This window comes from Paenibacillus sp. J22P59, assembly GCF_059383895.1.
Window position 1 is genome coordinate 53,776 of the sequence record NZ_JBXENX010000014.1, and the last position, 25,794, is coordinate 79,569.

The 25,794-nt window shown below is 43.9% G+C and carries 18 protein-coding genes; 13 read left to right on the forward strand and 5 right to left on the reverse strand.

Going from position 1 to position 25,794, the window contains the following annotated elements:
* Nucleotides 1–351: 351 nt before the first annotated feature.
* The 13 genes from AC50YO_RS21215 to AC50YO_RS21275 all read left to right on the forward strand — a co-directional run bounded on the left by AC50YO_RS21215 (nt 352) and on the right by AC50YO_RS21275 (nt 20,833).
* Complete coding sequence (locus AC50YO_RS21215; RefSeq protein WP_494850178.1) at nt 352–4,905, forward strand: S-layer homology domain-containing protein; 4,554 nt, start codon at nt 352–354, stop codon at nt 4,903–4,905.
* Between the two features lie 116 nt (nt 4,906–5,021).
* Nucleotides 5,022–6,779, forward strand: coding sequence for a cache domain-containing sensor histidine kinase (locus AC50YO_RS21220; protein ID WP_494850179.1), 1,758 nt, complete (start codon nt 5,022–5,024; stop codon nt 6,777–6,779).
* Nucleotides 6,780–6,790: 11 nt separating this feature from the next.
* Complete coding sequence (locus tag AC50YO_RS21225; protein ID WP_494850180.1) at nt 6,791–8,356, forward strand: response regulator transcription factor; 1,566 nt, start codon at nt 6,791–6,793, stop codon at nt 8,354–8,356.
* A gap of 86 nt (nt 8,357–8,442) precedes the next feature.
* The gene (locus tag AC50YO_RS21230; protein WP_494850181.1) at nt 8,443–9,966 is read left to right on the forward strand and encodes a glycoside hydrolase family 31 protein; all 1,524 of its coding nucleotides are present in this window, start codon (nt 8,443–8,445) and stop codon (nt 9,964–9,966) included.
* Nucleotides 9,967–10,159: 193 nt separating this feature from the next.
* On the forward strand, nt 10,160–11,452 hold the full coding sequence (locus AC50YO_RS21235) for an ABC transporter substrate-binding protein (RefSeq protein WP_494850182.1): 1,293 nt from the start codon (nt 10,160–10,162) through the stop codon (nt 11,450–11,452).
* A 92-nt stretch (nt 11,453–11,544) separates the two neighbouring features.
* Nucleotides 11,545–12,426, forward strand: coding sequence for a carbohydrate ABC transporter permease (locus AC50YO_RS21240; RefSeq protein ID WP_494850183.1), 882 nt, complete (start codon nt 11,545–11,547; stop codon nt 12,424–12,426).
* On the forward strand, nt 12,423–13,256 hold the full coding sequence (locus tag AC50YO_RS21245) for a carbohydrate ABC transporter permease (protein ID WP_494850184.1): 834 nt from the start codon (nt 12,423–12,425) through the stop codon (nt 13,254–13,256). The genes AC50YO_RS21240 and AC50YO_RS21245 overlap by 4 nt, the downstream gene beginning before the upstream one ends.
* A gap of 1,669 nt (nt 13,257–14,925) precedes the next feature.
* Nucleotides 14,926–15,459, forward strand: a complete 534-nt coding sequence (locus AC50YO_RS21250) for a matrixin family metalloprotease (RefSeq protein ID WP_494850185.1) — start codon at nt 14,926–14,928, stop codon at nt 15,457–15,459.
* Between the two features lie 19 nt (nt 15,460–15,478).
* Nucleotides 15,479–16,144, forward strand: coding sequence for a cell surface protein (locus tag AC50YO_RS21255; RefSeq protein WP_494850186.1), 666 nt, complete (start codon nt 15,479–15,481; stop codon nt 16,142–16,144).
* Nucleotides 16,145–16,357: 213 nt separating this feature from the next.
* Entirely contained in the window at nt 16,358–17,542 is a 1,185-nt protein-coding gene (locus AC50YO_RS21260; protein ID WP_494850187.1) for an MFS transporter, read from the forward strand.
* A 158-nt stretch (nt 17,543–17,700) separates the two neighbouring features.
* Complete coding sequence (locus tag AC50YO_RS21265) at nt 17,701–18,153, forward strand: CcdC family protein (RefSeq protein WP_494850188.1); 453 nt, start codon at nt 17,701–17,703, stop codon at nt 18,151–18,153.
* A 725-nt stretch (nt 18,154–18,878) separates the two neighbouring features.
* Nucleotides 18,879–19,556 carry an ankyrin repeat domain-containing protein gene (locus AC50YO_RS21270; RefSeq protein WP_494850189.1) on the forward strand — a complete coding sequence of 226 codons (678 nt, stop codon included), beginning with the start codon at nt 18,879–18,881 and terminating at the stop codon, nt 19,554–19,556.
* A gap of 53 nt (nt 19,557–19,609) precedes the next feature.
* Nucleotides 19,610–20,833, forward strand: coding sequence for an amidohydrolase (locus tag AC50YO_RS21275; protein ID WP_494850190.1), 1,224 nt, complete (start codon nt 19,610–19,612; stop codon nt 20,831–20,833).
* Between the two features lie 199 nt (nt 20,834–21,032).
* Here the strand turns inward: AC50YO_RS21275 and AC50YO_RS21280 are convergent, their stop codons facing one another.
* From AC50YO_RS21280 to AC50YO_RS21300, 5 genes are all read right to left on the reverse strand, one after another.
* The gene (locus AC50YO_RS21280) at nt 21,033–22,994 is read right to left on the reverse strand and encodes a hypothetical protein (RefSeq protein ID WP_494850191.1); all 1,962 of its coding nucleotides are present in this window, start codon (nt 22,992–22,994) and stop codon (nt 21,033–21,035) included.
* Nucleotides 22,995–23,156: 162 nt separating this feature from the next.
* Nucleotides 23,157–23,471 (reverse strand): DMT family transporter, encoded by a 315-nt coding sequence (locus AC50YO_RS21285; RefSeq protein WP_494850192.1) that lies wholly within the window; start codon nt 23,469–23,471, stop codon nt 23,157–23,159.
* Nucleotides 23,471–24,178, reverse strand: coding sequence for a DMT family transporter (locus AC50YO_RS21290; protein ID WP_494850193.1), 708 nt, complete (start codon nt 24,176–24,178; stop codon nt 23,471–23,473). Before AC50YO_RS21290 ends, AC50YO_RS21285 begins: the two co-directional genes overlap by 1 nt.
* Nucleotides 24,165–24,947: a MerR family transcriptional regulator gene (locus AC50YO_RS21295; protein WP_494850194.1), complete on the reverse strand. Its 783-nt coding sequence runs from the start codon at nt 24,945–24,947 to the stop codon at nt 24,165–24,167. The genes AC50YO_RS21290 and AC50YO_RS21295 overlap by 14 nt, the downstream gene beginning before the upstream one ends.
* 166 nt (nt 24,948–25,113) lie before the next feature.
* Nucleotides 25,114–25,764: a hypothetical protein gene (locus AC50YO_RS21300; protein WP_494850195.1), complete on the reverse strand. Its 651-nt coding sequence runs from the start codon at nt 25,762–25,764 to the stop codon at nt 25,114–25,116.
* Between the last annotated feature and the right edge of the window lie 30 nt (nt 25,765–25,794).

Below are 25,794 nucleotides of genomic sequence, written 5' to 3' on the forward strand. Positions count from 1 at the left end.
CCTTATCAGGTTAGTGAGCAAAGCCCCCATTTGGCATAATGGGGGCTTTTCCTATGTCATGAATGATGAACAACGAGCAAATACTGCATTTGCAGCCTAGCTTCTTATAGAGGAATGTAAATTTGCAATGATAAATGAACAGTTCAACCATAATATGGAAATAATAATATAATCCTAAGCAGCAGCAGTAATAAAGTCATATAAAATCCATACATAGTACATTGTTACGCCCCTGATTTTTCCGTATTCTAATTCTATACGATGCAGACATCTTGTTTATTGTTTATATACAGGAATGTAAGCGTAATCAGTTAGTCATCGTATAGAAATTATTATTAGGGGGTTGCTGCTTTGAAAAAAGGAAAGCGCTTTATTTCGCTAAGTATCATTATCACTATGCTTCTAAGTATGATGCCTGCTGCTATTTTTGCCGAAGAACAGAACGAATACGATATGAATCTTGCACTGGGAAAGGCGGTTGAAGTGTCGAGTACGTCAGGCAATGAACCGTCGCTAGTAGCGGGTAACATTACGGATGGCAATGCCAATACACGTTGGAAATCCAATGACCAAGATAAGGGGACGGTAGTGATTGACCTTGCTGGTACCTATGATTTCAACGAAATCTCGATTAATTGGGAAGGGGCTTACGGGAAGAACTATACCTTGCAGGTTTCTACTGATAAAACGGACTGGCAGACAGTGGCCACGATAGCCAATACGTCTGGCGGCTTGAAGAAGCATAAGTTTAATCTGACGGCAGCCCGCTATGTTAAGCTGGTCAATAGCGAATTTGGCTCGTCCTCGTTTATTAGCATTTTTGAGATGGAGGTACATAAGCGCAGAGTGCTTCCAGCCGATCAGATGATGAGTAACATTATTCCCAGCGTATCCAACATCATTGGAGGATTTGACGCTGACCAAACGACGTTTGATGTCAATGTAGGCAACGAGACGACAGAAATCACGCTAACGCCAGTTCTTGCTGGAGGCTCTGCCATGGCTTCCGTTAACGGTAAGCCAGTAGCCAGCGGAACGGTATCGGAGCTAATTCCGCTGAATGTGGGGCTGAACCCTATTCAAGTGGTTACAGCAGATCCTAATAATGCAGAGAACAAAATGGTATATACCATAAATGTGCATAGGAAGGAATACAAGTTCAACGGTGAGCAATATGCCAATATCGCAATTAATAAGAATGTAACTGCTCTTAGAGCGGACAATTCCAGCCTGACAAGCTTCTGGAACCCTTTGAGAAATGTGAATAATAATAATAAGGGTGATTTTGCACAGCCGAATCTGAGCCAGAATACTCCATGGCAAGTGAAAATCGATCTGCAAGGCAGCTTCATTATTGATCGAATCGACTACTACCCGTTCAAAGGACAATATCCGTATGATTATTCGTTCAAAACCTCTGTAGACGGTACGACATGGACTAACGTTGTTTCGGACGGCAATGTAAAGGGCGAGGATAAAGCCTATAATTTCTCCCCAACTACAGCTCGCTACGTGATGTTCTCCTCTACTAAAGCAATAGGCTACAGCGGTATTGCCGAAATAGAAGTATATGGTGTCAGCTTTAGCATAGAGATGCTCTTGGATGTCATTAATTCTATGACCCTCCACTATGGACAGTCTCAATTGCTGCTGCCAAGTGTGCCTGATGGCTATAGCATTGCAATTAAAAGCAGCTCTGATACGAGTATTATTGCTGCTAATGGCAATGTGTCATTTCCTGCAACAGAGCAGGTTATTGATATTACAATCGAAGTAACGGATCAGAACACTGCAGAATCTGCTGAAAAAACGATTCAAGTCACAGTTCCAGCGGCAGCAAATGTCGCTTCAGTGGCAACGCTCGGAGATAAGCAAGTTGAGAATGGAACAACGCTGGCGCAGGTGCTTGCCCAGCTTCCGAAGACTGCTCAGCTAACCCTTGATAATGGGAAGATGATTGAAGCCCAGATTACCTGGAAGGAGGAGGCAACTCCGGCCTACAATGCTTACACTGCTGGTAAATATACGTTCGCAGCAGATGTAGCTCTTCCTCATGGCGTAAACAATGAGCTCGGCATTGACCTTACAGTGGAAGCCAATGTGAACGTTAAAGCAGACCTATTAGACAGTGTGAAGATTCTTCCGGGCAATCAGACGGTTAAAGTACCGGCTTCTGATTTCGTAAGAAGAAAGTTCATCTCCGAAGTAAAGAGCAGCGCAGGAAATATAATGACACAGGAAAAAGTGAAATGGAGCATTTCATCCAAGCCGCAGGGCGTAACCTTCGATGACAGCGGTATGTTGACTGTTGATTCTACAGCGCAATCGGATCAGCTCACAATTACAGCAACCTCTCTTTCAGATTCATCGAAGAGCGCTTCTGTAACTGTGACGATTAATAAAAAAGCAGGCGTACAAGACTTCCCTGCCAATCCGCTTGAGAAGGATGGATGGATTCTTGATTTCCATGATGAGTTCGATCAGCCTAAGCTTAATACAGATGTATGGTATGAGGGCTATTTGACCCACTGGGCGAATACAATGGATTCGAGCGCGACCAAATATATGATTAAAGATGGCAAGTTCATCATGTATATTGATGAGAATAGCGTGGAGTGGTCCAAAGAGGATAATGGGAACAAGGCGACAGGTATGCAAACCTTTGAGAAGAATGGCTTGCATAAGTGGGGCTCTCACGTTATTCCAAGACAGGATGTTGCTGACTTCGATGGCTATGCAACTAAATATGGCTATTATGAGATTCGGACGAAGCTTCCTAGTATTGGCACAGGCGGACATCTGGCATGGTGGATGACTGGCGCACAGGATGATGCTCCTGATAATGATATTAAAGGCGAATCGACTAAGCAGAATGCCGAGATAGATATCGTCGAAATCCCATATTGGACGGCATCAAGCTCCAACCCGTCAACGTATCCTGTCATTCATAAATGGAATGATCCGAATGTTCAGAAGGTGAATTTCAACTCTTATGCAATGTCTCCTAACAGCGACAGCGAGTATCATATCTTTGCTATGGATTGGACTCCAACATCCTTGAAATTTTATTATGACAATAAGCTGGTAGCTGAGGGCAACACCTCTCCTAATTATCGGATGATGACTTTCTTCAGTATGTATGCAGGAGGCCCGGGCTATTGGACAGGCCAAGATAATGGCGTATATCCGAAGGACTGGTTCATTGATTACTTCCGTGTGTATAAGAAGGATGATCCTGCTGCTGATATGAATTTGGCCGCTCTTTCTACAAGTGAAGGAGATATAGACTATCAGAAGGGCACAATTACTTACTCTATGGATGTATCGGAGGATACAGAATCCATTACAGTTACGGCAACAGGCAACTCTGCTCAGCAGACCATAGACGTTAATGGATCGGCTGTAGTAAGTAAAGCAGAATCGCAAGCGATTCCTCTTGCTATGGGCGAGAATAAAATTAAGGTTAGAGTAACTGCGGGCAACGGGGATTACAAATATCATACCTTAACGGTGAACCGCGTAAGCGATGAAGCTCAAACGGATAAAACAGCGCTTATAGAAGAAATAGCAATAGCACAGCTCGCATACGATTCTGCAATGGAAGGATTACTTCCCGGGCAATATCCAGCTGCAGCAATGGCAGCATTGAGACAAGCGATTGCAGCGGCAAAGATTGTTGTTAATGATAACAGCGCTGCCCAGGAAGCCATTAATCTTGCGGTTGAGACGCTTCGTACAGAGCTATCGAAATTCAAGAATGCTGTTAATAAGGCCCCTGAGCCTGGAACTGAACCCGGATCTGGCGGCAATAACGGCAATAACGGCAATAACGGCAACACAAATATTGATAAGGACAACAATTGGACAATAAAAGTAGAAGCACCGAACGAATATAGAACCAGCAGTACGATGAGTGAAGTGCTTCAAGCGGATAAAGTTGCTATTCAGACAGAGCAAATGGCATTGGAAGTGACCAAGGCTGTAATGAAGCAGCTGACTGAGTCATTCACCAAGGAACAATTGCTAGCTAGCACATTTAACTTGTCGCTGCACCAACAAGATAGGGCACAAGAGAGCAGAACCATGCAGCTAGTAACAGGTAGCAACAATGTGAATGCCAAGCTGCGCGGCTCCATAATCGAGCTGGATTTATCGATTAAACAACAAGATGGAGCATCGCTTCAAGTAGCTCCAATTACGATGCGTATTCCTTTGACTGAGACGCTTCAAGCCCGGCATGCAGCAGTGTATCGTATCCATGAGGATGGTACACTGGAGTATGTGGGGGGAACAGTCACCGATAAGCAAATTGTCGTACAGCTTGAGCAGAACGGAACGTATGCTTTACTAGAGGTGACCAAGCCATACGTTGATGTAGCTCACAGCCATTGGGCTGCAGAGGCTATTGAGGAACTAACGAAGAGGCTTATTATTAATGGGACAAGCAGTGCGGCGTTTAGCCCATCAGCAAATGTAACAAGAGCAGAGTTCGTAACCATGCTGACACGGGCGCTTCAGTTAAAATATGCCGGCGAGCTGAAATTCGACGATGTGGCGGCCAATAGCTGGTATGAGAATGCGGTTGAGGCAGCTGTACAAGCAGGGATCGTTCAAGGCTATGTCGATTCCAGCTTCCGTCCGGAAGCGAATATTACGCGAGAGGAAATGGTCGCCATGCTTATTAGAGCATTGGAAGCAGCGGGCAAGGATATTGCATCTGCTGGCAAGCCTGAAACTTCCGATGCAAGCGACATTGCTTCGTGGGCGCAGGAGTACGTTGCTATGGCCTATGAGCTGGAGTTGGTTCAAGGCCGTCAGCCGGGGATGTTTGTTCCTAAGGGCCTCACTACTCGTGCTGAGGCGGCAGTCGTTATTTTGAATGCGTTGAAGCAGCTTGAAATTTGATTGAAGCCGTACAATAAATATCTTTTAGGAATAGCATCGAATAGAGCTTCATTTATGAGGCTCTATTCGATGTTTAATGCCTTAGATAGGTCAAGAGTGCAGGAGGAGGGGGAACGTTGAAGCTGTCCTTGCGGTCACAAATGGTGATTAGTTTCTCAGTCATTTTTATTCTTCTGATGATCCTCTTTGGCGGCTTGGTCTTGAATTATAATAGCTCCAGCTATCAGAAACAAAGCTATGACTACATTTATAAAATTGTAAAAGTGAATATCCATATGGCCGACAATTATTTTGAGCAATTGATTAATATATCGGAGATTATCGCCAATGACCCAGGCATTGTCCGGGCGGTCAGTTACCGTAATAGTGTGGATCAAATCGATTACTCGATTGAATTGTTTAATCAGCGCGAGGTTGCTGACAAGATCGAGCAATTGAACGTTCTGGGCGATATCTCTAATGCCATAATTATAGGCGCGAATAATGAGTATTTGTATTACTACGGCAGCTCGCCGGTGAAGGGCTACAACTTTGCTGAGCAAGAATGGTTTACGAAGGCTGTCAATGATAACAGCAAATACGTTCGATTCATGAATTTTCATCCTACGGACTATTTGCTCAATAGTAAAGGACAGGAGACGGTATCGGTTATCATACCAATATTGAGCCTGAACCCCTACGGACAACCCAAATCGGCTTATTTGATGTGTGATTTCAATCTCAGGCCCGCTATTGCGGATAAAGAGGATGAGGGAACCGTCCAGATGGCGATATTCGATGGCACGACGACAGTGAAGTCTTTTGGAACCAGCTATTTGTCAGAAGGCCAGCAGCAGAAGGTTGTAGAAGCGTTAGAAGAGAAGAAGAAGTATTTCATATTGCCTAAGACCAAAGACAATTCTGTATCTTATCTGGTTGCAAATGAGGTGTCACAGAAGTCGGGATGGTCGATGCTTGGCATTATGCCGCTTACAGAAATTGAGCAGTTGCGGGCAACGAATATATGGTTCGTCATCATCATGATTGTAGTGGCCTGTCTCCTTGTATTAATCTCATCTGGTCTTATATCAAGATCGATCCTTACACCGATGAACAGCCTAATAGCTAATTTCAAGATTATTGCTTCTGGCAATCATCATGTTGTGTTCAAAGAAACGAAAAGCATCGAAATTAACTCCATAGCTAAGACCGCAGAGCATATGCTCAGGAACATTAATCACTTAACGAATGAAGTGCTGGATGAGCAAAAGAAGCTGTCCATGGAGCAGCTCAAAGTATTGCAAAATCAAATTAATCCTCATTTTTTGAACAATGTGCTGCAGTCCATTAAAGCGATGGCTGTATCCGGAGATACGAAGTCGATCTCTAGAGTTACGACTTTGCTTGGCAAAACGCTGTCGTATGCGGTGTACAATCCTTATGAGCAAGTTATGCTGAAAGAGGAGCTGGATTATACAGAGAATTATATTAGTATCCAGAATATTAGATTCAATCAGTTAATTACGTATGAAATCGATTGTGATGAGCAGCTTCTGTCGATGCAAGTTCCTAAGATGATGATTCAGCCGCTTATCGAGAATGCAATAGAGCATGGGTTTGCTAATCATGAGGAAGGGCATATTTCGATCGTGACCGAGGATGCAGGCGATGAGTTCTATATTGCGGTTACGAACGATGGCTTCACTTTAGATACGGCCGAGGTTGCCCGCCTTAATGCCATGCTCAGCCGTGAGGATACGTACAAGCAGAAGCAAAGTATTGGGCTATTGAACTTGAATCAACGCATCAAGAGCAGCTTTGGCCCGCAAGCAGGATTAAAGATGCTGTCTAGAGAAGGCATGAAAACGAGTGTTGTCATTACAATCCCAAAGTGAGGAGGGTTTAGATGCTTACAGCTATGATCGTGGATGATGAATTGCTGTCCTTGCGAATGTTGGAAAATATAGTGGACTGGAATAGCCTTGGAATCGTCATTGTCAGTACGGCTCAAAATGGTCTTGATGCTCTGAATCTTTATTACCAGCACAAGCCCGATGTCATTATTACAGATATTAAGATGCCCAAATTAAACGGGTTGGAATTTGTAAAGAAGGTTAAAGAGAGCAGTGCCGATACGGAGTTTATTTTAATTAGCGCTTATGCTGATTTTGATTACGTCAAAAAAGCAATTGAGCTGGGCTGCTCCAATTATATACTCAAGCCAGTTGATGAGTTTGAGCTGGAGCGAACCATCAAGAAGATTACGACCAAGATCAATGATAAACAGTTGGCTGAAAAGCATGCGGTGAAAAATTGGAAGCAGCGCGAATTGCAAGGCCTCTATCGCTTTATGAATACAGGAAAGAATCAATTGCTGGCCGTCAAAAGTGCCGCTAACTTGAATCTTAATTTCTCTTTCTATCACTTATTCCGTTTCGTTCTGAAAGACAGCTCTATGAATGACTATATAGAGAATAGTCTGCAATTAGAGGCCCAAATGGAATATATCATGGAGCAAATGCTTACGGTATTGAACCAATATGGCCAAGGCACTTTGTTTGATTACGAGGATAATGGCTGGACGGCTATCGTGACAGAGATGGATTCGCAGCAGCTAGTGCCATGCTCGGAGCATTTGATTGCTTTTCTAGCTGCCCAATTCAAGATCGATCTCTATGTTTGCTTCAGCCAGCAAGGCAGCAGCATGAATGAATTGCCTCCTATGTATGAGCGGATCTGTAATCTTAGCCGTTATAGCTTCTATGTGGGGGACGAACCCATACTAGGCTATGGCTATAACTGCGAGGAGACGACCTTCAAGCAATTGGAGCTGTTCCCGTATATGCATAACCTGACAGAGGCTCTGCGGAATAAGGATATTCCGCTTGCTGCGCAAACATTGGATGAGGTTCTGCTGTTGTCCTGCAAGGCAGATCCCCAGTCACTTCATCTGTTTTTCGAGTTTTTCTATAATGTAGCGTGTGCGATAAGAGATCAGTTAATTACGAATAATAAGATAACCGAAGAGAACAATTATGTATTGAATTTAAGCTATAAGGATATTGCACAGCTATCCAAGGTTGAAGAAATTAATCAGTTTATGCGCCATCTCTTGCTGTTCCTCTCGGACTCCCAGTCAGCGACTCTGGAATATAGCACGCTAGTCTATAAAGGAATACAGTATTTGCATGAAAAGTATGATCGAAACTTCTCATTGAATGATATATGCAGTGAGCTCGCTGTAAGCAAGAACTACTTCAGCTATTTGTTCAAAAGAGAGACGGGACAAAACCTTTGGGCCTATCTAACAGATATTCGGCTTAATAAATCCAAGGAGCTGCTAGTTGAGAGCGACTTGAAAAGCTATGAAATTGCTTATAAGGTTGGCTATGATAATCCAAGCTACTTTTCCAAGCTATTCAAGAAATATACGGGCCAAACCCCTAGTGATTTCCGTATGGCAAATAAGTAATAAAGGAATATAAAAACAGAATACAGTTAATTGTAGCCAGGCTTATTCTTCCGTATTCTAATTGTAGAATGGAGGGGTAAGCCTATATGATTATTCAGATGCTAGAACAAGAATATTGGTATGGCGGCTGTGTTAGCCAAGGGAGCCGCATGCCTGTAGGAGCAGAGGATCAAATTCAATTTGTGTTCGACCAGAATCCTACGCCAAACCAAGCAATGCCCCTGTTCATATCCTCCAAGGGCCGTTACCTATGGAGAGACAGCGGATTTACGATTGACTTTAACAAAGGGAGCATCACTTGTCCCGATGATGTGCTGCTGGCGAGCGGCTTCGAAACGCTTCGTGGTGCCTATCTTGCTGCCATGAAGGCGCATTTTCCTTTTGCGGAAATTAACTTGTCGGAGAGGCTATTTGTTGAGCCTATTTTTAATAGCTGGATTGAACTGACCTTTGATCAGAATGAGAAGGACTTGCTGCAATACGCGAAGCAAATTGTGGCTAATGGATTCGAGCCAGGCGTGCTGATGATTGATGACGGCTGGAGCGAGTACTATGGCAATTGGACATTCCACTCCGGCAAATTTCCGAATGCGAAGCCATTCATTCAGGAGCTCAAGCAGATGGGATTCGCCGTTATGCTATGGGTATGCCCCTTCATAACGCCGGATACAGTCGCTTATAGAGAGGCAAAAAAGCTTGATCTATTAATTAAGAAGCCTGAAGGGGCTCCTTATATATGTGAATGGTGGAATGGGCATTCCGCTGTACTAGACTTCTCCAATCCTGCAGCTGTAGATTGGTTTGATCGCCAAATGCAGCAGCTTCTGGAGCTTGGCATTGACGGATTCAAATTCGATGCAGGCGATAGCTGCTATTACCGTGAAGACAACGTGACCTATGGCCATGTAACACCGGACATGCAGTCTTTTCTATGGGCTTCGTATGGTACCAAATACGCCTATAATGAATATCGCGTTACTTTTAAAGCGGGCGGCTATTCGTTGTTCCAGCGATTATGCGACAAAGAGCATTCTTGGGGCGAGAAGGGAATTCAAGCTCTTATTCCCGATAGCCTGCTGCAAGGAATAACAGGTCATCCATTCAGCTGCCCGGATATGGTTGGCGGAGGCGAGTACTTGAACTTTGCTGAGCTGGAGACCAATGGCCTGGATCAGGAGCTCTTCAGCCGCCATAGTGAGATTGCTTGTCTAATGCCGTCTATTCAATTCTCGGCAGCGCCTTGGAGAGTATTGTCTGCTCCATATTTGGAGAAGATTCATGATCAACTGCTTCTTCGTACGCATTACATGCCACAATTGATGCAGGCTCTTAACGACGCTAGAGAGCAAGGCGAGCCAATGATTCGCTATATGGAATATCAATTCCCGGGCGAGGGAATGGAGAACGTAACGGACCAGTTCATGCTTGGAGATACATTATTAGTAGCGCCTTTATATGAAAAGGGTGCTGCAAGCCGTACTGTTGCCGTTCCTAAGGGGAAATGGAAGTTTGGTGATACCTTGGTTTTAAGTAAAGGTGAATGGCTCTTATTTACTCCTCCGGCAGATATGCCAATCGTGCTTGAGTGGCAAGATACTTCAAAAACGTAATATAGCATTAGAAATCAAGCCAAATCGTAATAAAATGCAAGCGATTTCATAAAAATCAGGTCGGCGAGTTTTATAGCAGAGCAGAATAATAATTTGCTGCTAACAGTGAAGAATGGAGTTGCTTTTGTAGAATATGCCTGCTTGTTATGATCAATATGCAGTTCATTCAAACTAGAACATGGGGGAAAAATAAATGAAAAAGAAATGGACGTTACTATCGACTAGCTTATTATTGGTTAGCTCTGTTCTTGCAGGGTGCGGGAACGGGAATGGCAACGATGGGAAGACATCAGGCTCAACTGAGCCTAATAAGTCTGACAAGCAAGTAGAGATTCGCATTATGGGCTATAATGCGGAAGCCACTCGGGCAACTTACCTCAAATTGCTCAAAGAGAAATTTCCTAATATTAAAGTAACCTTCGAATTCGTTGCTCTTGATAATTTCAATAATGTACTGAACACGCAGCTTAATGCGGGACAAGGCCCAGATATTATCGAAGTTGGCGGCGAAGCTAGGCTGCTTGCTAATGCAGGCCATCTAATGGACATCACGAATGAAAGCTTTACTTCAAAATATGCGAATGCCGGTCTTGCTCCTTATTCCGTGGAGGGCAAAGTATACGCTACTCCGCTGCAAAGCTGGTATGAGGGTATCTTCTACAACAAGGCGATGTTCCGCGACAACAATATCGAGGTGCCCAAAACCTTCGATGAATTTATAAAAATCCATAAAGACCTTGCAGCAGCAGGCATTAAGGCTCAAACCATGGGTGCACAATCTTGGGAGCCTATGATGAAGCAAAGCATTGGACTAGTTAACAACGAGTTCTACTCTAATGAAGCTAACAAAGATTTCGATGAGAAGTTCAATGCTGGCGAAGCTAAGCTGGCTGATGCATGGTTTCCGTATGTAGAGCAATGGTCCCGTTTGATTACGGACGGCATTCTAACACAAGACATGCTGGGCCTAAGCTATGATCAAGCGCTGGATGAGTTTGCTACAGGCAAAGCAGCCATGTGGGAGAGCGGTCCTTGGGCTGTAGGTACAATTATGGAGAAAAATCCAGATATGGAGCTTGGCATGTTCCCTATTCCGGGTATGAAGGAAGGTCCAGGCTGGTTAATCGGTGGTCCTGGATCGGCTCTTACAATCAACGCAAAAACTTCTCATAAAGCAGAAGCCTTGCAAATACTTGACTTCACTGCAACGCCAGAAGCCCAACAAGCTTTGATCGCGGACAACGCGGGCAGCTCTTTCTTGACAGGTATGGAGATTGATTTGGGTGATATTTATAAAGATGCTGAAGAGGCATTCAAGGCGGGCAACGTCTATGCTCCTTGGACGGCTGCTTGGATTTCGGGGAACCCGATTGTAGAAGGCTACGGGAAGGCGCTTCAAGAGGTTCTTGCAGGTACTAAGACAGTGAAGCAAGCTCTGATTGATGCAGATGACATTAATGAAACAATGCGGAAAACTCTGGAATAGCAATTAGGCTAATGAAACATTCCTGAATGCTTGCTGGCATGGGCAATCAGGGATGTTTCTATAATTTAAACGTGGAAGGTGAAGTGCCTGAGGTGAATACAAAAAAAAGAGACCGCACATATTTATTCATGATACTGCCTGCTTTTATAGGGTTCGTGATCCTTTTTATCATTCCTACAATAATGAGCTTTGGCTATAGTGTAACGAACTATTCCGTCTATAAGCCGCATTTTCAATTTAACGGGTTGGATAACTATACGCAGCTGTTAAGCGATACGAAAAATTTGACCGCGATTAAAAATTCTATTAAATATGCCATTCTGATTACGATTGTACAAAACGTATTTGCTATAGTATTTGCCGTGTTATTGAATCAGAAGCGATTCATGGCCAATATCGTCAAATCGATTTTCTTTTTCCCAGCAGTGTTAAGTATTCTGGTAGTAGGTTTTCTATTCCAATATATTATGACGTCATCTGATTATGGATTGCTGAATAATATCATTACGTTTTTTGGCGGCAGCCCTGTTAACTGGTTAGGGAATGGAAAGATTGCCATGTATTCGGTCTTGCTCACACAGGTGTGGCAGTGGACAGGCTGGAGTATGGTTATTTATATTGCGAACTTGAAAAGTATTGATTCATCCATATATGAAGCGGCTAGTATCGATGGTGCCAGCAAATTAGCAACGCTGCGCCGAATCACGCTTCCCCTGCTTTATCCGGCTGCTTCCTTCAACATTCTAATGTGCCTGATTGGCGGCTTAAAAGTATTCGATGTTATTTTTGCCATGACCAAGGGCGGCCCAGGCTATGCTACAGAGACGATCATTACAACAATGATTCGAGAAGGGTTCAATAACGGGCGGACTGCGTATGCCTCTGCGATTGCTGTCGTCTTCTTCATTATCGTATTTATATTAACAAGGCTTCTTACTTATTGTCTCAATAAATGGGAGGAAAAAATATCATGATAGCTAAACGTCAAATTGCTAGTTTTGTGATTAACTTTCTGTATGCCGTTATTGGCGCTGTCATGCTGCTGCCCATTTATTATTTAATAGTAACGACCTTCAAGACTCCCGATGACGCTGCTGCAAGCCCTCTGGGATTGCCTAAGCAGCTGATGTTTGATAACTATGTTACGGCTTTCAAGGCAATGAATTATCCTCAGGCTATAACCAATAACTTGATTATTGCAGTGTGTGCGGTAACCATATTAATTATCATTTCTTCTATGGCAGCTTATGTCATTGCGAGAAGCAAAAAAAGAATATTCAAGTGGATGTTCATGAGCTTTATGGTCGGCCTGATCATTCCATTCCAAATTGCCATTATTCCACTGTACAAAATCATCGCGGGACTGCACTTAATGAACACCTTGCCGGGCGTTATATTAATTTCAGTATTTTGCATTAATTTGCCTCTGTCGATCTATTTGTTCAAAGGGTTTATCAGTACAGTACCGATTGAACTAGAAGAAGCGGCAGCTATCGACGGATACGGTACGTTCCGTACGTTCTGGAGTATTATCTTCCCGTTGCTTAAGCCGATAGTCGCTACGGTTACGATATTGGATACGCTTGCGATATGGAATGACTTTATGACGCCATTGCTATTCCTCCAAGATCCCAAGAAGGCAGTCCTGCTGCAGGAAGTGTATAAGAATGTGGGTCCGTTCTCCACCAACTGGACTTCGTTCTTCCCAATGCTGGTTCTTGCTACGCTGCCACTGATCATTTTCTATCTGATTATGCAAAGAAGAATTATTGATGGGGTTGTCGCAGGATCTGTTAAAGGGTAACGCGTGGCGAGACGTCGTTGAGCCGTTGAGCTTGCTTGTATATAAGGCTTAATGGGAGTTGGAGGGACCTGCTATTGAGGAAAAAAGCTTGTCCCGGAAAAGCAGGCTCTCAAGCTAGCTAAGGAATGTGATGGGCAATGTAAGGAATACACTTGCGCTATCTCACGGCTAATACAGGTAAAAAGCAGCAACAGTGAAGCTATGTTCAGTAGTCAGGAAGGTCGGGTCCTGACTACTGAACATAGCTGACGTTATCTCCAATAGTTGTCTAGATTAAGCTTGTTTTAACGTAAAGCACTTCCTAAATTAAGGTAAACCCTTCCTATACTCCTCTGTAGCGTATAGAGATGATTTACAAAGGAAAGGGCTGTTTCAAAAATCATTTTCATGATTTTTGGGACAGTCCTTTTTTTGAGTGGTTTCCTTTTCTTTTCTTGCAATTTGGTTGTGGCGGCTGTTATTTGGTGAAGGCTACTTTGGCTACTGTACCCTTTGTTTAAGCGCAAGTAACTTATGAGCTAGCTCAAGCGTGGAGCAATCGGCATATACCTCCACAGCACAATCGCGATCACGTATTGAAATCATACGAATATCCTTCTTCTCAATTCCCATCCACTCCGAGGAATGCCATGTTTTGCGACAAACTAGGAAGCGTTCGGTGTCTTGTATAACCTTCCATTTCATGAGGTCAGACGTCCTTTTACGATATATTTATTATAGATATATTAACCTCAAATTGGACTGCTTGCGAATTAGTTTCGGTTCATTTAAGTATGAGTGGGCTTCTCCGCTTTTTAATATGTTTCCGAGAACTCTATTGATATATATTAACAAAGAAAGTATAATTTAATATATAATCTTATTAGAAAGTTAGGGCTCATACTGAAGTAACTTCTCCATCTAATATAGATAATGTGATCTATGAGGATGATCAGAACATTATAGGTATTGCAGAGCTATACTCCTCTGCAAGGGTACGTCAAAGGAAGCCGGAGACCCTTTAATGATTAATGAGAACTACAAAAATCAAATAAGATGAATGGTTCTATTTATGAGGACAGATTGAAGATTAGGATGTTATCTTAACTCTGTAAAAAAACCACAACCAAGTTTACAAATCTAATGAGGATTAATCTATAATGAAACTCGTATTCCGAGGAGCCTTGATTACCAAGGCTTCTTTTTTTATAGTGGGGAGCCGCAGCATCTTGTCTTCTGACAGATAGGCTTTCTTTTCGACATAACTTAGTCGTTAAGTGACTGTTGAGATAGTTCAATAGACGTTTGTTAGGGAATAAGGAAAGTGCTTAAATATAGTTACTGCTCAACCGGAACGATTCTTCCATTGGACAAGCAGTTGAACCTGATTATATTCGTTAGAGTGATTTGTTTTCTCCACTGTGTCCCACTTCGATTAGCAGTTCACACGAACTAACCCCATCATGTGCTTGACTCACTACTAGCCAGTCTTGCCTCGTCTTCTTCATTATTTCTCTTCTTCATGTGCTCGAATACAGCTCGTTTATTCTTAGGTATGTATCACTACTCGTTGAATTGTTCCAGCTATTTCAAGCAGAGGGGGAATATAATACGGCACAGACAGTGTCGCGGAGGACGGAGAAGTTTCTAGGATGCCACTATAGAAAAAAGAATAAGGAGGAATTAACGTATGGAAATGATTAGTCACGAGGGTGTTATTAAACATAAAGCAATTAAGCTCCTATTGTTTAGCTTTGCTTTACTGTACTTCTCTGTGGTGTCGAGTCAGCAGGTCTTTGCTGCTCCAATTGTGAAGCTGCTAACATGGGATTTGGTTGATTCCGGAAAACATCTGGATTGGGATGGAAGCACGGTATATCTCACTCCATTCAATGCGGCTGTGACGACTTGGAACAGTTATAAAAGCGGTGTTATTCGTCCCGATACGATAACAACGATTACAGATGTCACAATCTCTGATATTTATGAAGTGAGTTCAACTACGGGTGTAACCACTTCGTACGGGAGTATCGAGTTCAATAAATACCTCATGAACTTGTTCACATCAGTCAGACAGCAAAATGTAGCTACGCATGAACTCGGTCATGCACTTGGCCTTGATCATAATGAAGAAGGAGATGTCATGTTTAAAAATAATAGAGACGTAATCGCTTTAAGCATAAATGATAAAGCATCCTATGATGCAGCCTATGCAGCTTATTAATAGAGAGGGGATGAATATGATGATTCTAAAACCAAATAAACGTATTGTTCTTTTTTTATCACTTGTTGTGTGCACACTACTATTCGTTGGATGCTCGGGCACAGGGAGCAGTGAATCGCCCGCGTCCGCGAGCTCGGGGGATATTCCAGTAGATTATCTGCATGCTTCTTTTTCCATAGATGTGGAAGATGAAGCAGCTGTTGTCGGTGATGCGGATTATGTATTTGTGGGACGCGTGGATAAGCAGGTTAATACCGAATATAAGAATGCCGTAAAGATTGAGACGGAGAATGGAACGAGAGAGGCGGCTCGTCCTTACACGAACTATTCAATTACTGTTTTGGAGAATATTAAAGGTGAATTAGAGAAAGGGGTGCCTAATCCTGTACAGAAATCTGGCGGTCTAAATCAGGATGGCAAATCAATTACCCTGTATGAGGATGATCAGTTGCCAGAGGTAGACGGTATTTATATCTTTATTGCTTATGCACAGAAGGATGGCTCATTATTGATATCTGGACCTAATTCTAACGTACCTGTGAAGGTTAGCGGTGATGTTAATGGGAAGAACACTGCAGAAATCTCCGAAACAAAAGAATATCGAAATTATGTGAGTGCTTATGAAAACGAAAAGAGCACATCCCGTCCAAGATTTGTATCCGTATATGATACGAAGAAGAATTGAAAATTAAATTCATCATGGGGGAAGCATTTAATTCTTGCCTTGTTAGCGGAAAAACTGACTCCTTGGGGTCAGTTTTTTTGTTGTGTATACTTCTTATGCTCTTAATATCAGGGTTGCCAATGAAAGAGCGGTTGTCAGGATCGTACGGTCAAGGATACAATGTGTAAGTACTAAAATCTGAAGATGATTTACATACAAGGGAGTGCAACAGGTTTGTCATCAAGTGCTATTACATCAGCTTCGCTTTCTTTTCGTTATCGGTTAATTACATTATTGCTTGTCGTCGTAGTTGCGGGCATAAGCCAAGGGCTGCTGCTGCCGCTGCTATCCATTATGCTCGAAGACTCCGGTGTGTCCCCGGATATGAATGGTCTGAATTCAGCAGCCATGTATATCGGAATTTTTTGTACGATGTTCTTTATAGAGAAGCCTGTATTGCGCTTTGGCTATCGAAAAGTAATTTTGGCAGGCATTATTATAATCACAGTGGCTACTATGCTGTTCCCGTTTACGGAGTCACTTGCGGTGTGGTTTGTATTACGGCTGCTGGTCGGCGTAGGTGACAGCGCGCTTCATTATACGAGCCAGCTATGGATCGTAAGCTCCAGTCCTGCCAAAGGGCGGGGAAGATATATCTCCCTATACGGCATGTCCTATGGGCTCGGCTTCAGTATAGGCCCGCTTGGCATTAACCTGCTTCCTTTTGGCAGAATAGTTCCGTTCCTTGTGCCTTGCCTGTTCTTTCTTATCGTGCTTATTCTCATGCTGCGGATGAGCAATGAGATCCCCGAACGGGTTGTAAAAGGAGTCGCAAAAGAGAATCGTTTCGTAACCACTTATCGCGTAGCTTGGTTCGTTCTGATACCGGGCCTCTTATATGGATTGATGGAATCCTCGATGAATAGCAGCTTTCCGCTGTATGGCTTGCAGATTGCTCTGAGCCAGCACTGGATATCTCTGCTGCTGATGTCGTTTGGTGTAGGGGGGCTGATTCTGCAGCTGCCGCTGGGCATATGGAGCGATCGGATTGGGAGAAAACCCGTATTAATTACTTGTGGGGCCGTAGGTGCGATGACCTTTTTTGCAATTCCGGCTGCTGGAAGCAATGTTCCCTTATTATTCGTTTTATTTGCATTAGCAGGTGGTGTTGTAGGCTCCTTCTATTCGCTTGGCTTAGCCTATGCGGCGGATATACTTCCGCGAGCGATACTGCCGGCGGCGAATGTGATCGCCTCTATCCACTTCAGTATTGGGAGCATTATGGGCCCGACTCTTGGCGGCTACGGCATGCGCTATGTATCTATTCATAGCATTTTTCTATTCCTAGGCTCTGCTTTTCTTGTATTTGCTCTGCTTGGCTTCGGATTCCGACCGAAGAGTAATGCGGGGCATGCATAATAAACAGATGAACTTCTACTATATTAGGCGCAAAAGGCACCCTAACGGGTGTCCTTTGTATATTGCCGATAGGGATTATATACAGCTATAATAAATTATGGAATTCATACTTTTACTTGAAGAAAGTGGTGTTAGGAATAGATAATTCATTTTATGTAATGATTATTGCCATCGCTGCTCTCGTGCTATGGAGGCGGACGAGGAGCTTTTATCGGCCAATTAAAGGGAATGGCAGAAGGCTGCTGTATCCGATGCTGTTCATGCTGCCTGGCATGTTTTTGTTATTTAATCCTGACGTCCATGCCCCATGGTACGATTGGCTGATTGCAGCCGCAATTGGTGCGGTACTTTCTATTCCGCTTATATGGACGACCAATTATGAAATTCGTGAGGATCATCTCATCTATGCCAAGAAGAACTGGGGCTTTATTGTAGCCTTCCTAGTTGTGCTTGCTATTCGTTTCGAGCTTCGTTATTACTTGTCCAGCATTGACCCTCAGACATTAGCCGCTTTATTCATGACACTTGCCTTCTGCTATATCATCCCATGGAGAATAGTTTCCTATATGAAATTCAGAAGAGTGCAGCAGCTTCACTTGGCGGCACAATAATTTAATTAATAATTAGGAAAATAGAGTAGCCGAGCAGGTCGAGATGACCTGCTCGGCTTATTTTTTTGAGAAAGAGCTGTAACACCTATGAGCTCGTACGAAGAAAGACCCTCACCGAAGAAATTCCTTCATTTCTCATGTATTGCTGGAAAATAGTGAGTGCAGTGAGGGAGGAAGGTAGGGAGGTAGGAGGAGCTAGAGCTAGGGGGAGGAGTCCGGTTACTATGAGGCAAGATCATAAATGTGTGAGGGGAAGCACCTATAATTGATGCAATTGGTGAGAAAAGTTGGAATGTATGAGGACAATCTCATTCCTCAGGAGGGTAGGCTCTTGAGGTATGAGGCTAGCCTCATACAATGCTTGTTCTGTTGGATGAGCAGGTAGTATGGATGAGGATAGCCTCACACAATAGTGAGGCTATAGGTGCGCACGCAGTTGAGGATAGGTTAATTGAGTAAATGGAGATGTGTAAGAAGGCTGAGCAACTGGGCGTTGGCACATTCAATGTGGGCCGGTTAGCTAATGAGCAACAAGAGATATGTCGCTGCTGTTAATCAGTGAATAGGGAGAGGCGGCCAGGAGGGACTTGAGCTAGGGGAGTTCTGCAGCTGTGACAAAGTCACCAATGATAAAAGTATGGAAAATCAACTTTTTAGATATTATTCGCTTGTACAGGGCTATGCTACCATAGAGGTAGATTCGGAAGGAAGAGGTCATTACGTACATGCGATATATAATTATAGTAATGGTTATCGGCCTGCTCGTGGGTTGTCAGCAGCAGGCAAACCAGGCTGAGGAGGATGCGACAGCAATGAATCTATCGTTTATTAAAGCAGCGGAAAATGGAGATACAGATCTCGTATTGCAAAGGATCAAGGATGGGACTGATATTAATACAAGAGACGCGCAGGGGCGAACAGCCATTCTAGCTGCCACACATGGCAATCACGTGAATACGGTCAAAGCTTTAATCGAAGCGGGAGCCGATATTAATCTGCAGGACAACAAGTTGGATAATCCGTTCTTATACGCCGGTGCGGAAGGTTTGCTGGACATTGTGCAGCTGTTGATTGATGCCAAGGCAGATCCGGCGATTACGAATCGGTTTGGGGGAACAGCACTTATACCTGCATCGGAGCATGGTTATGTTGAGGTGGTAAAAGAGCTTGTTACCCGCTCAGGAGTTAATGTGAATCATGTGAATGATCTAGGATGGACAGCGTTAATGGAAGCCATTATATTAAGCAATGGCGGCGACCAGCAGCAACAAGTCGTACAGCTGCTCATTGAGCATGGTGCGGATGTGACGATCCCTGATAACAATGGGGTAACCCCATTAGAGCATGCACGAGCCCATCAGTTCGAAGCGATAGAGAGTCTGCTAGTGAAAGCTAGAGCTTAATTTATTTAATTGTATTTTTTATATAAATTGCGATTGTTCAGGAGAGATGAGAGATGCAGAACGCTTCTTATTGGCTAACGAATGTCAGGCTGGAACAGAGCTACCATATGGAAGATGGACAGGTGGCGGGTACGAATACAGAGATTTGCCACATCCGGATTGACGGCGGTGCGATAGCCGAGATTACAGGTGCTGAGAAAGAGCTCCAAAGTGATCTGCCAAAGCATGATGGCAAAGGGCTGTTAATGCTTCCTTCCTTCGAAGAGGGGCATATTCATTTGGATAAAACTTATTTTGCCGGGCCATGGAAGGCGGTAAGGAAGGTATCCAGTATATTCGAGCGGATTGAGGAAGAGAAGCAGCTATTGCCGAAGCTGCTGCCTACGGCCAGACAACAAGCGGAGAGCATCTTGGCGCTTATACAAGGATTCGGCGCAACACAGGTGCGCAGCCATTGTAATATTGAACCCGTTAGCGGGCTTCATCGATTAGAGGCGACCAAGCAAGCATTGGATACCTTCGCTGGCAAATTAGATTCTGAGATTGTAGCCTTTCCGCAGCATGGCTTGCTCAGATCCGATTCTGTTCAATTGGTAAGACAAGCTTTGGCCGAAGGGGCAACTCATGTTGGCGGATTGGACCCTTATAAGGTGGATGGGGACGTAGAGCGTTCTCTGCAGGCTATGGTTGAAATAGCCGTGGCGAGTAAGGCAGGCATTGATATTCACTTGCATGATGGTCAAGAGGCAGGCAAGCAGGCGCTGTTACGGCTGGTTGACCTGACCGAGGAAGCGGGACTGCAAGGAAAGGTGACGGTTAGTCATGCTTTCTGGTTCGCAGGAGCAGATGTGAATGAAGCGAGAGAAATGGCTGTTCGAATGGCAGCTCTTGGCATGTCAATTGCGTCGACAGTACCGATTGGCAAGACGACGATGCCGCTCCCGATGCTGCACAGTGAAGGGGTAAAAGTAAAATTAGGGACAGACAGCCTTACAGACCACTGGTCTCCTTTCGGGAATGGAGATCAACTGGAGAAGGCGGGACGGTTCGCAGAGCTGTATGGCTATAATGATGAATGTGCCTTGGGGCAAACGCTCGGATTCATTACAGGCGGAATAACTCCGCTTAATAAACAAGGTGAGCAGATATGGCCGAAGGTTGGAGATGCAGCAAGCTTCGTACTGCTTCCTGCAAGCTGCTCGGCAGAAGCGGTGGCACGCAGAACGGAGCGCCAAGCCGTATGGTACAAAGGTCGTCTCGTGAGCGGCTCGCTGTAAATTCACCAATAACAATACCCGGAGCCTTATAAGGCTCCGGGTATTGTTATTTAAATGAAGGTTCAGCAGAAGCAGTCAGGGATAGGATCTCCTGATTTAGGCAAAGACTTCGTTGTATGTTCTTCGTAGGCCAGCAGGGCATGTGCAGCATGACTGAGAATGGCTCCTGCTTGCGTAGAAGCGGCAAGCCTATCTTCAATCAATGCAGTAGCTGAAGCACCGGTGAAGACGAGTTGCTGGGTAAGGAAGTAGAATTACCGTCATTATGGAATCCTGCATGAATATAGGCTTGCTGTGCAGGATTAATATTTAATAGGGAATAGGCAAGCTTCAACTCGATAGTTTGAGCTGTTTTTACATATTCCGCAGCGTCCAAATATTTGACCTGTGTCCATCCCCAGCCATTATTTGATCCAGTGTAGCGGTATAGAATACTGTTCTCGACAAGGTAGTCCGCTCCTGACTCATTCGCGAAGCTGGAAGAGTTATACCCAGTAGTCAGATTGCCGTCTGTATCCAAGTAGAATTGCGTTCTGCCTGTTAGATTATCACTATACACAGACAGGATAACGGAATTGTCATCATTGGCTCCTTTAAAATATTGCGTAGAGGAGCTGGCCAAGCTATCGACTTTATCCCAATCTGACAAATTACCGTCTATAGCAATTGTCGGTCTAATAATTAATTTGTAAGCGGGAGTCTCGGCATTGCTCGGCAAGACCGTCGTATTCGAGCTATTTACAAATCCCACTCTTAGCAAGGATTGCGTCTGAGTATTCATATTCAAGCTGCCGAAGTCTACTCTTACCTCAATAGCACTAGCTGTTTTGATGTAGTCTACCGCATCGAGCTTTTTCACTCTCGTCCAATCCCAGCTGCCATTGGTGCCCGTATATCTGTACAGGTAGTTATTTTCGATTAAAAAGTCGGAGCCGGATGGATAAGCAAATTTGGAGTAGTTAAGGCCAGTCGTTAGATCATGATCCGTATCTATGAAGAACTGGGTTCTGCCCGTCAGATTGTCGCTCGCAGCTGAAAGATAGAGGTAGTCATTATTGTTGGCTGCCTTCAACTGCTGTGTAGAAGAACTGGCAATGGAGTTGATCGTCGTCCAATCTGCTATTGCCCCATCTATTTGAATCGTAGCATAGTGCCCTTGAGGCGTCGGCTCCGGTATTGGAACTACATGCCCTGTTCCCCAAGTAGAACCATCTCCCTCAATGAGAATTCTGCCGTTGCTTGTGTCCAAGTAGGTCTGATTAGGATTCAAATGAGCAGGCGCTTGCATCAGAGGGGTGCCAATATTGGCCGTGATGTTATCATAATATAAGAGCTTGCCAGATCCTGAGGAATAGGAATTGTCCGTCCACTGGAAGGGGAAGCCGTATGCGGCTGCAGCCCACCAAGCCATCTTGAACTTATCTGTGCTGGAGTCATTGGCTGTGGTACCGTTTGATACTGTTGTGGATACAACAGCGGTCTGTACACCTTTGGTTTGCTTATAGAACAGACAAGCATCCGCTTTTTTTTGCCAAGTGGATATACTGTAGTATTGATTAGCTCCAACCAGCCAGCTTTCAGCCAAATACCAGTCTCCGCTTCCCATATGGGAAGGGTTATGCTGCTTATTCTCATCTAAGTCTCCTAATGCATCTTCCACTTTCCAAGAGTTCGCGAAGACATAGAGCCCTTGCTCATGGATGTAATCTACAGCTTCGTTCTGTCTTTGTCTGGTAACGCCGTAATCATATCCGAAATCGTCAAGAAAAATCCCTTGGACGCCAAGTACTTTCCATTCGTCGACATATTGCTTGATGGTAGCCATCGTATGATTATCCGTAGAGACGCCTAGATCGACATATCCGAATATTTGTTTGCCGCCGATGTTATTCAAATTCTGTACGATTTGAGTAGCCTTAGCATAGTCACCATGAGTAGGATGCTCTACACCATCACCTAGAATAATCATATTGAATTTACTGAATTCTGCTGTTGCTTTTGCGACATTGCCATTCGCCCCGTTTACGGAGGAAGGATACCCGTAATAGATCGCAAGATGATTGCCTGCAACTTCACCGTCTATAGAAGCCGAAGCGCCTGTTGTGAATAAAGTGGTTAATAATGCCGATAGAATAACGAGTTTTAAAAGTTTGCTATACATCAATACACCAGTCCTTTATTTATTATTACATGCCAAAAAATCTAGTCTCCAGATTCCCTCCCCCTCTTATTTCCATTGTATATAAAATTTCCTTATCGTCTATGATTATTGTAAATTAATTCTAAGAGTGCAGTTAACATATATCTTTTATTGAGTTTACAACTAATTAAGCAGCTTTAACGTAAATACGCAGCCAATAATACCTAGTATACAAAACAGACGCAGCGGGCTTCTTGATTCCTTATAGAGCAGGATTCCTACAATAGCCGCGCCTACAGTGCCAATGCCTGTCCATACTGCATAAGCGGTAGAGAGATTAATCGTTTCCATGGCGGCGGATAGAAGCGAGAAGCTGATAAGGAACCCGCCTATCAGGAGCAGACTATTAAGCCAATTATTATTTTGAGCTACACGCTTGATACCAATTACCCCTACGATCTCCATTAGTCCTGCAAAAATTAAAAGCATCCATGCCATTAACCTTCCGCCTTTCTATCGCCCGTCAGCTTTAATAGAATAATAAATACGAGCAGCAGCATAATAACGCCTAATTTTATAGGACGGATATACCCCTCTGTAACGGCCTCTACGATGACCAGTCCAATGGTGCCTATTCCGGTAAAAACACCATAAGCTGTCCCAATCGGAATGACCTTGGCTGCTCGAATGATCAGATCAAAGCTGACTAACAATGCGAGCAATACAATCAATGGCGATACAAAATTATATTTCATACTCGAAGCCCATACGATCTCAAGCGCACCTCCGATAAAGACGAAGAGCCACCCTAAGCGAGAGCTTATTGTTTTCTCTTTCTTTTCTTTTTTCAGTGCTTTCTGCGTTACTGCCGCATCCACCTTACTGTCAGATGAGAATGCTTTATTCGTTAACGAATGCTGCTTCGCTTTTTTACTTGGAAAGAGGACATAGGACAGATCGATCAAGCCGTGAATAATGAGTATGGATTTCCATATTTGGCTGATGGAATTGATGGTGTCGCTGAGATAGATGTTGATGCCGTGATTCCATATGTTTGTACCGATATGCTCGAAGTACGAATGGCTGGGCAGCTCTGAGGCAGGTATAACTCCGACTGTAATAATGAATAAGATATGAGTCACAGCAAATAAAATAACATGAAGGATGAAACCCCATCCATTCGAAATAAGTCTATTCCAGCGCATTATTCATCTCTCCCGTTGTATGCAAATAATAATCCACAATACGATCTACATAGGCCATCGTGTCCGTATCCATTCCATATATACGGGATACTTCTCCTTCAGCGGGTCGCATAAATTCCCAATACTTATCAATCAGACCCTCATCTCCTTGGAAAAGATCATTCGCAATCGAAAGGATACGCGGTGCAAGCCGGATAGAGTTAGGGGAGTCGGCTGGTTCATGAGCATGCTTCTTAATTTCTTTGAGCAGTTGAGTCCATTCCTTTATCAGCGGATGATCCAGATCCTCAGGGGGAAGCTTGCTATTCTCTTCAGGCGTAAAATGCGCCTTGCGCCAATGGTTTTTATCTTCAGGCTCTATAGATTGCAGCTCTTTGATGAATCGCATCATTTCTTCCAATCGGACTTCTGCATTCACTTCTATAGCATACAGCGATCCTTGCAGCAGCTGCTCGATTCGGAACAGCCTAACTTGCTCATCACGTAACGAATCAATTTGCTTGGTGATGGCTTCCTTCCAGATGTCCTCTTTGCTCTTGTTGCTAGCCTCCCAGGCATTATGCTTGATAATTCCTTTTATGACCGATAGCGAGAACCCCATCTCCTTGAGAATGAATATTTCCTGAAGCTTCAGAATATCGGAGCTGGCATAGATACGATAGCCTGATTCGGAGTGCCTGCTTGGTTTGAGCAAGCCTATTCGTTCATAATAATGCAGAGTTTTTACCGTGACTCCTGTCTTGGCAGACAGCTCTCCTACTCGATACATACACAGTCCCCATTCCCAGAATTTGATTATGTACTAAGATTAAACCCTCTACTATAGGGGAGGGTCAATCTATTTTCAAAAAAAACCAGCCCATCACCTGTAACAGGTATGGGCTGGTTTTTTCATAGGGATTTAAGGATGCTTGTCAAAACGGGTTTTTATGCTATTACTTTGTTGCTTCCCATTGTGCAATTTGCTGCTTGTAGGCTGCAAGGAGCTTAGTGAGCGATTGTTTGATCGCGTCAGCATTCTCTGCTTGTACAGCCTTTGCCAGCTCGATCTCTGCTTGAATAAAGGTCATGTCTGAATCGTTAGTCGTATCTGGTACAGCCAACATATCTATCTTATCCATTGAGATTTCTTTAGCTGGCACCACTGTGTCAGCACTTGTCTTTCCATCAATCTTAGTAATAGAATCAGCTTCGATTGCTGAGGAGGCTACGGTGAGGGTAGCGCTGATAGTGTCACCCTTCTCACTACTTGCGGGAATAAGGGTTGCAGATTCAGCGGAGTCTACAGGCTCACCCTCAATTACGGAATAGAGTGTAATCACATTAGAACCAATCGTTTTCTCATAATCGGCTAACGTTTTTGTCCATTCTTCCACTGTATTCGGGGCATACTTTTTCGCCAAGTCTACAGGGTTAGTAAAGCTGTTAATAACAGAGAAGCTCTGTGTGACAGAAGTATTGTGCAGCGTTTGGAGTGGCGCTGGAGCAGCTGGCTCCGCCGCGTTCGATATGGCTGGACCGGCAACCGCAGACATTAATAGTGCAGTGGACAGGGCAAATCGGGAAATAATTAGTTTGTGGTTCATCGTTTCACGCTCCTAATAGGTTGTTCTTAC

What these genes read in the sequence shown, in the direction of transcription:
- AC50YO_RS21225 (WP_494850180.1), top strand. Translation starts at nt 6,791, where the DNA reads ATGCTTACAGCTATGATCGTGGATGATGAATTGCTGTCCTTGCGAATG.
- AC50YO_RS21230 (WP_494850181.1), top strand. Translation starts at nt 8,443, where the DNA reads ATGATTATTCAGATGCTAGAACAAGAATATTGGTATGGCGGCTGTGTT.
- AC50YO_RS21235 (WP_494850182.1), top strand. Translation starts at nt 10,160, where the DNA reads ATGAAAAAGAAATGGACGTTACTATCGACTAGCTTATTATTGGTTAGC.
- AC50YO_RS21245 (WP_494850184.1), top strand. Translation starts at nt 12,423, where the DNA reads ATGATAGCTAAACGTCAAATTGCTAGTTTTGTGATTAACTTTCTGTAT.
- AC50YO_RS21250 (WP_494850185.1), top strand. Translation starts at nt 14,926, where the DNA reads ATGGAAATGATTAGTCACGAGGGTGTTATTAAACATAAAGCAATTAAG.
- AC50YO_RS21255 (WP_494850186.1), top strand. Translation starts at nt 15,479, where the DNA reads ATGATTCTAAAACCAAATAAACGTATTGTTCTTTTTTTATCACTTGTT.
- AC50YO_RS21265 (WP_494850188.1), top strand. Translation starts at nt 17,701, where the DNA reads ATGATTATTGCCATCGCTGCTCTCGTGCTATGGAGGCGGACGAGGAGC.
- AC50YO_RS21270 (WP_494850189.1), top strand. Translation starts at nt 18,879, where the DNA reads ATGCGATATATAATTATAGTAATGGTTATCGGCCTGCTCGTGGGTTGT.
- AC50YO_RS21275 (WP_494850190.1), top strand. Translation starts at nt 19,610, where the DNA reads ATGCAGAACGCTTCTTATTGGCTAACGAATGTCAGGCTGGAACAGAGC.
- AC50YO_RS21280 (WP_494850191.1), bottom strand. Translation starts at nt 22,994, where the DNA reads ATGTATAGCAAACTTTTAAAACTCGTTATTCTATCGGCATTATTAACC.
- AC50YO_RS21285 (WP_494850192.1), bottom strand. Translation starts at nt 23,471, where the DNA reads ATGGCATGGATGCTTTTAATTTTTGCAGGACTAATGGAGATCGTAGGG.
- AC50YO_RS21290 (WP_494850193.1), bottom strand. Translation starts at nt 24,178, where the DNA reads ATGCGCTGGAATAGACTTATTTCGAATGGATGGGGTTTCATCCTTCAT.
- AC50YO_RS21295 (WP_494850194.1), bottom strand. Translation starts at nt 24,947, where the DNA reads ATGTATCGAGTAGGAGAGCTGTCTGCCAAGACAGGAGTCACGGTAAAA.
- AC50YO_RS21300 (WP_494850195.1), bottom strand. Translation starts at nt 25,764, where the DNA reads ATGAACCACAAACTAATTATTTCCCGATTTGCCCTGTCCACTGCACTA.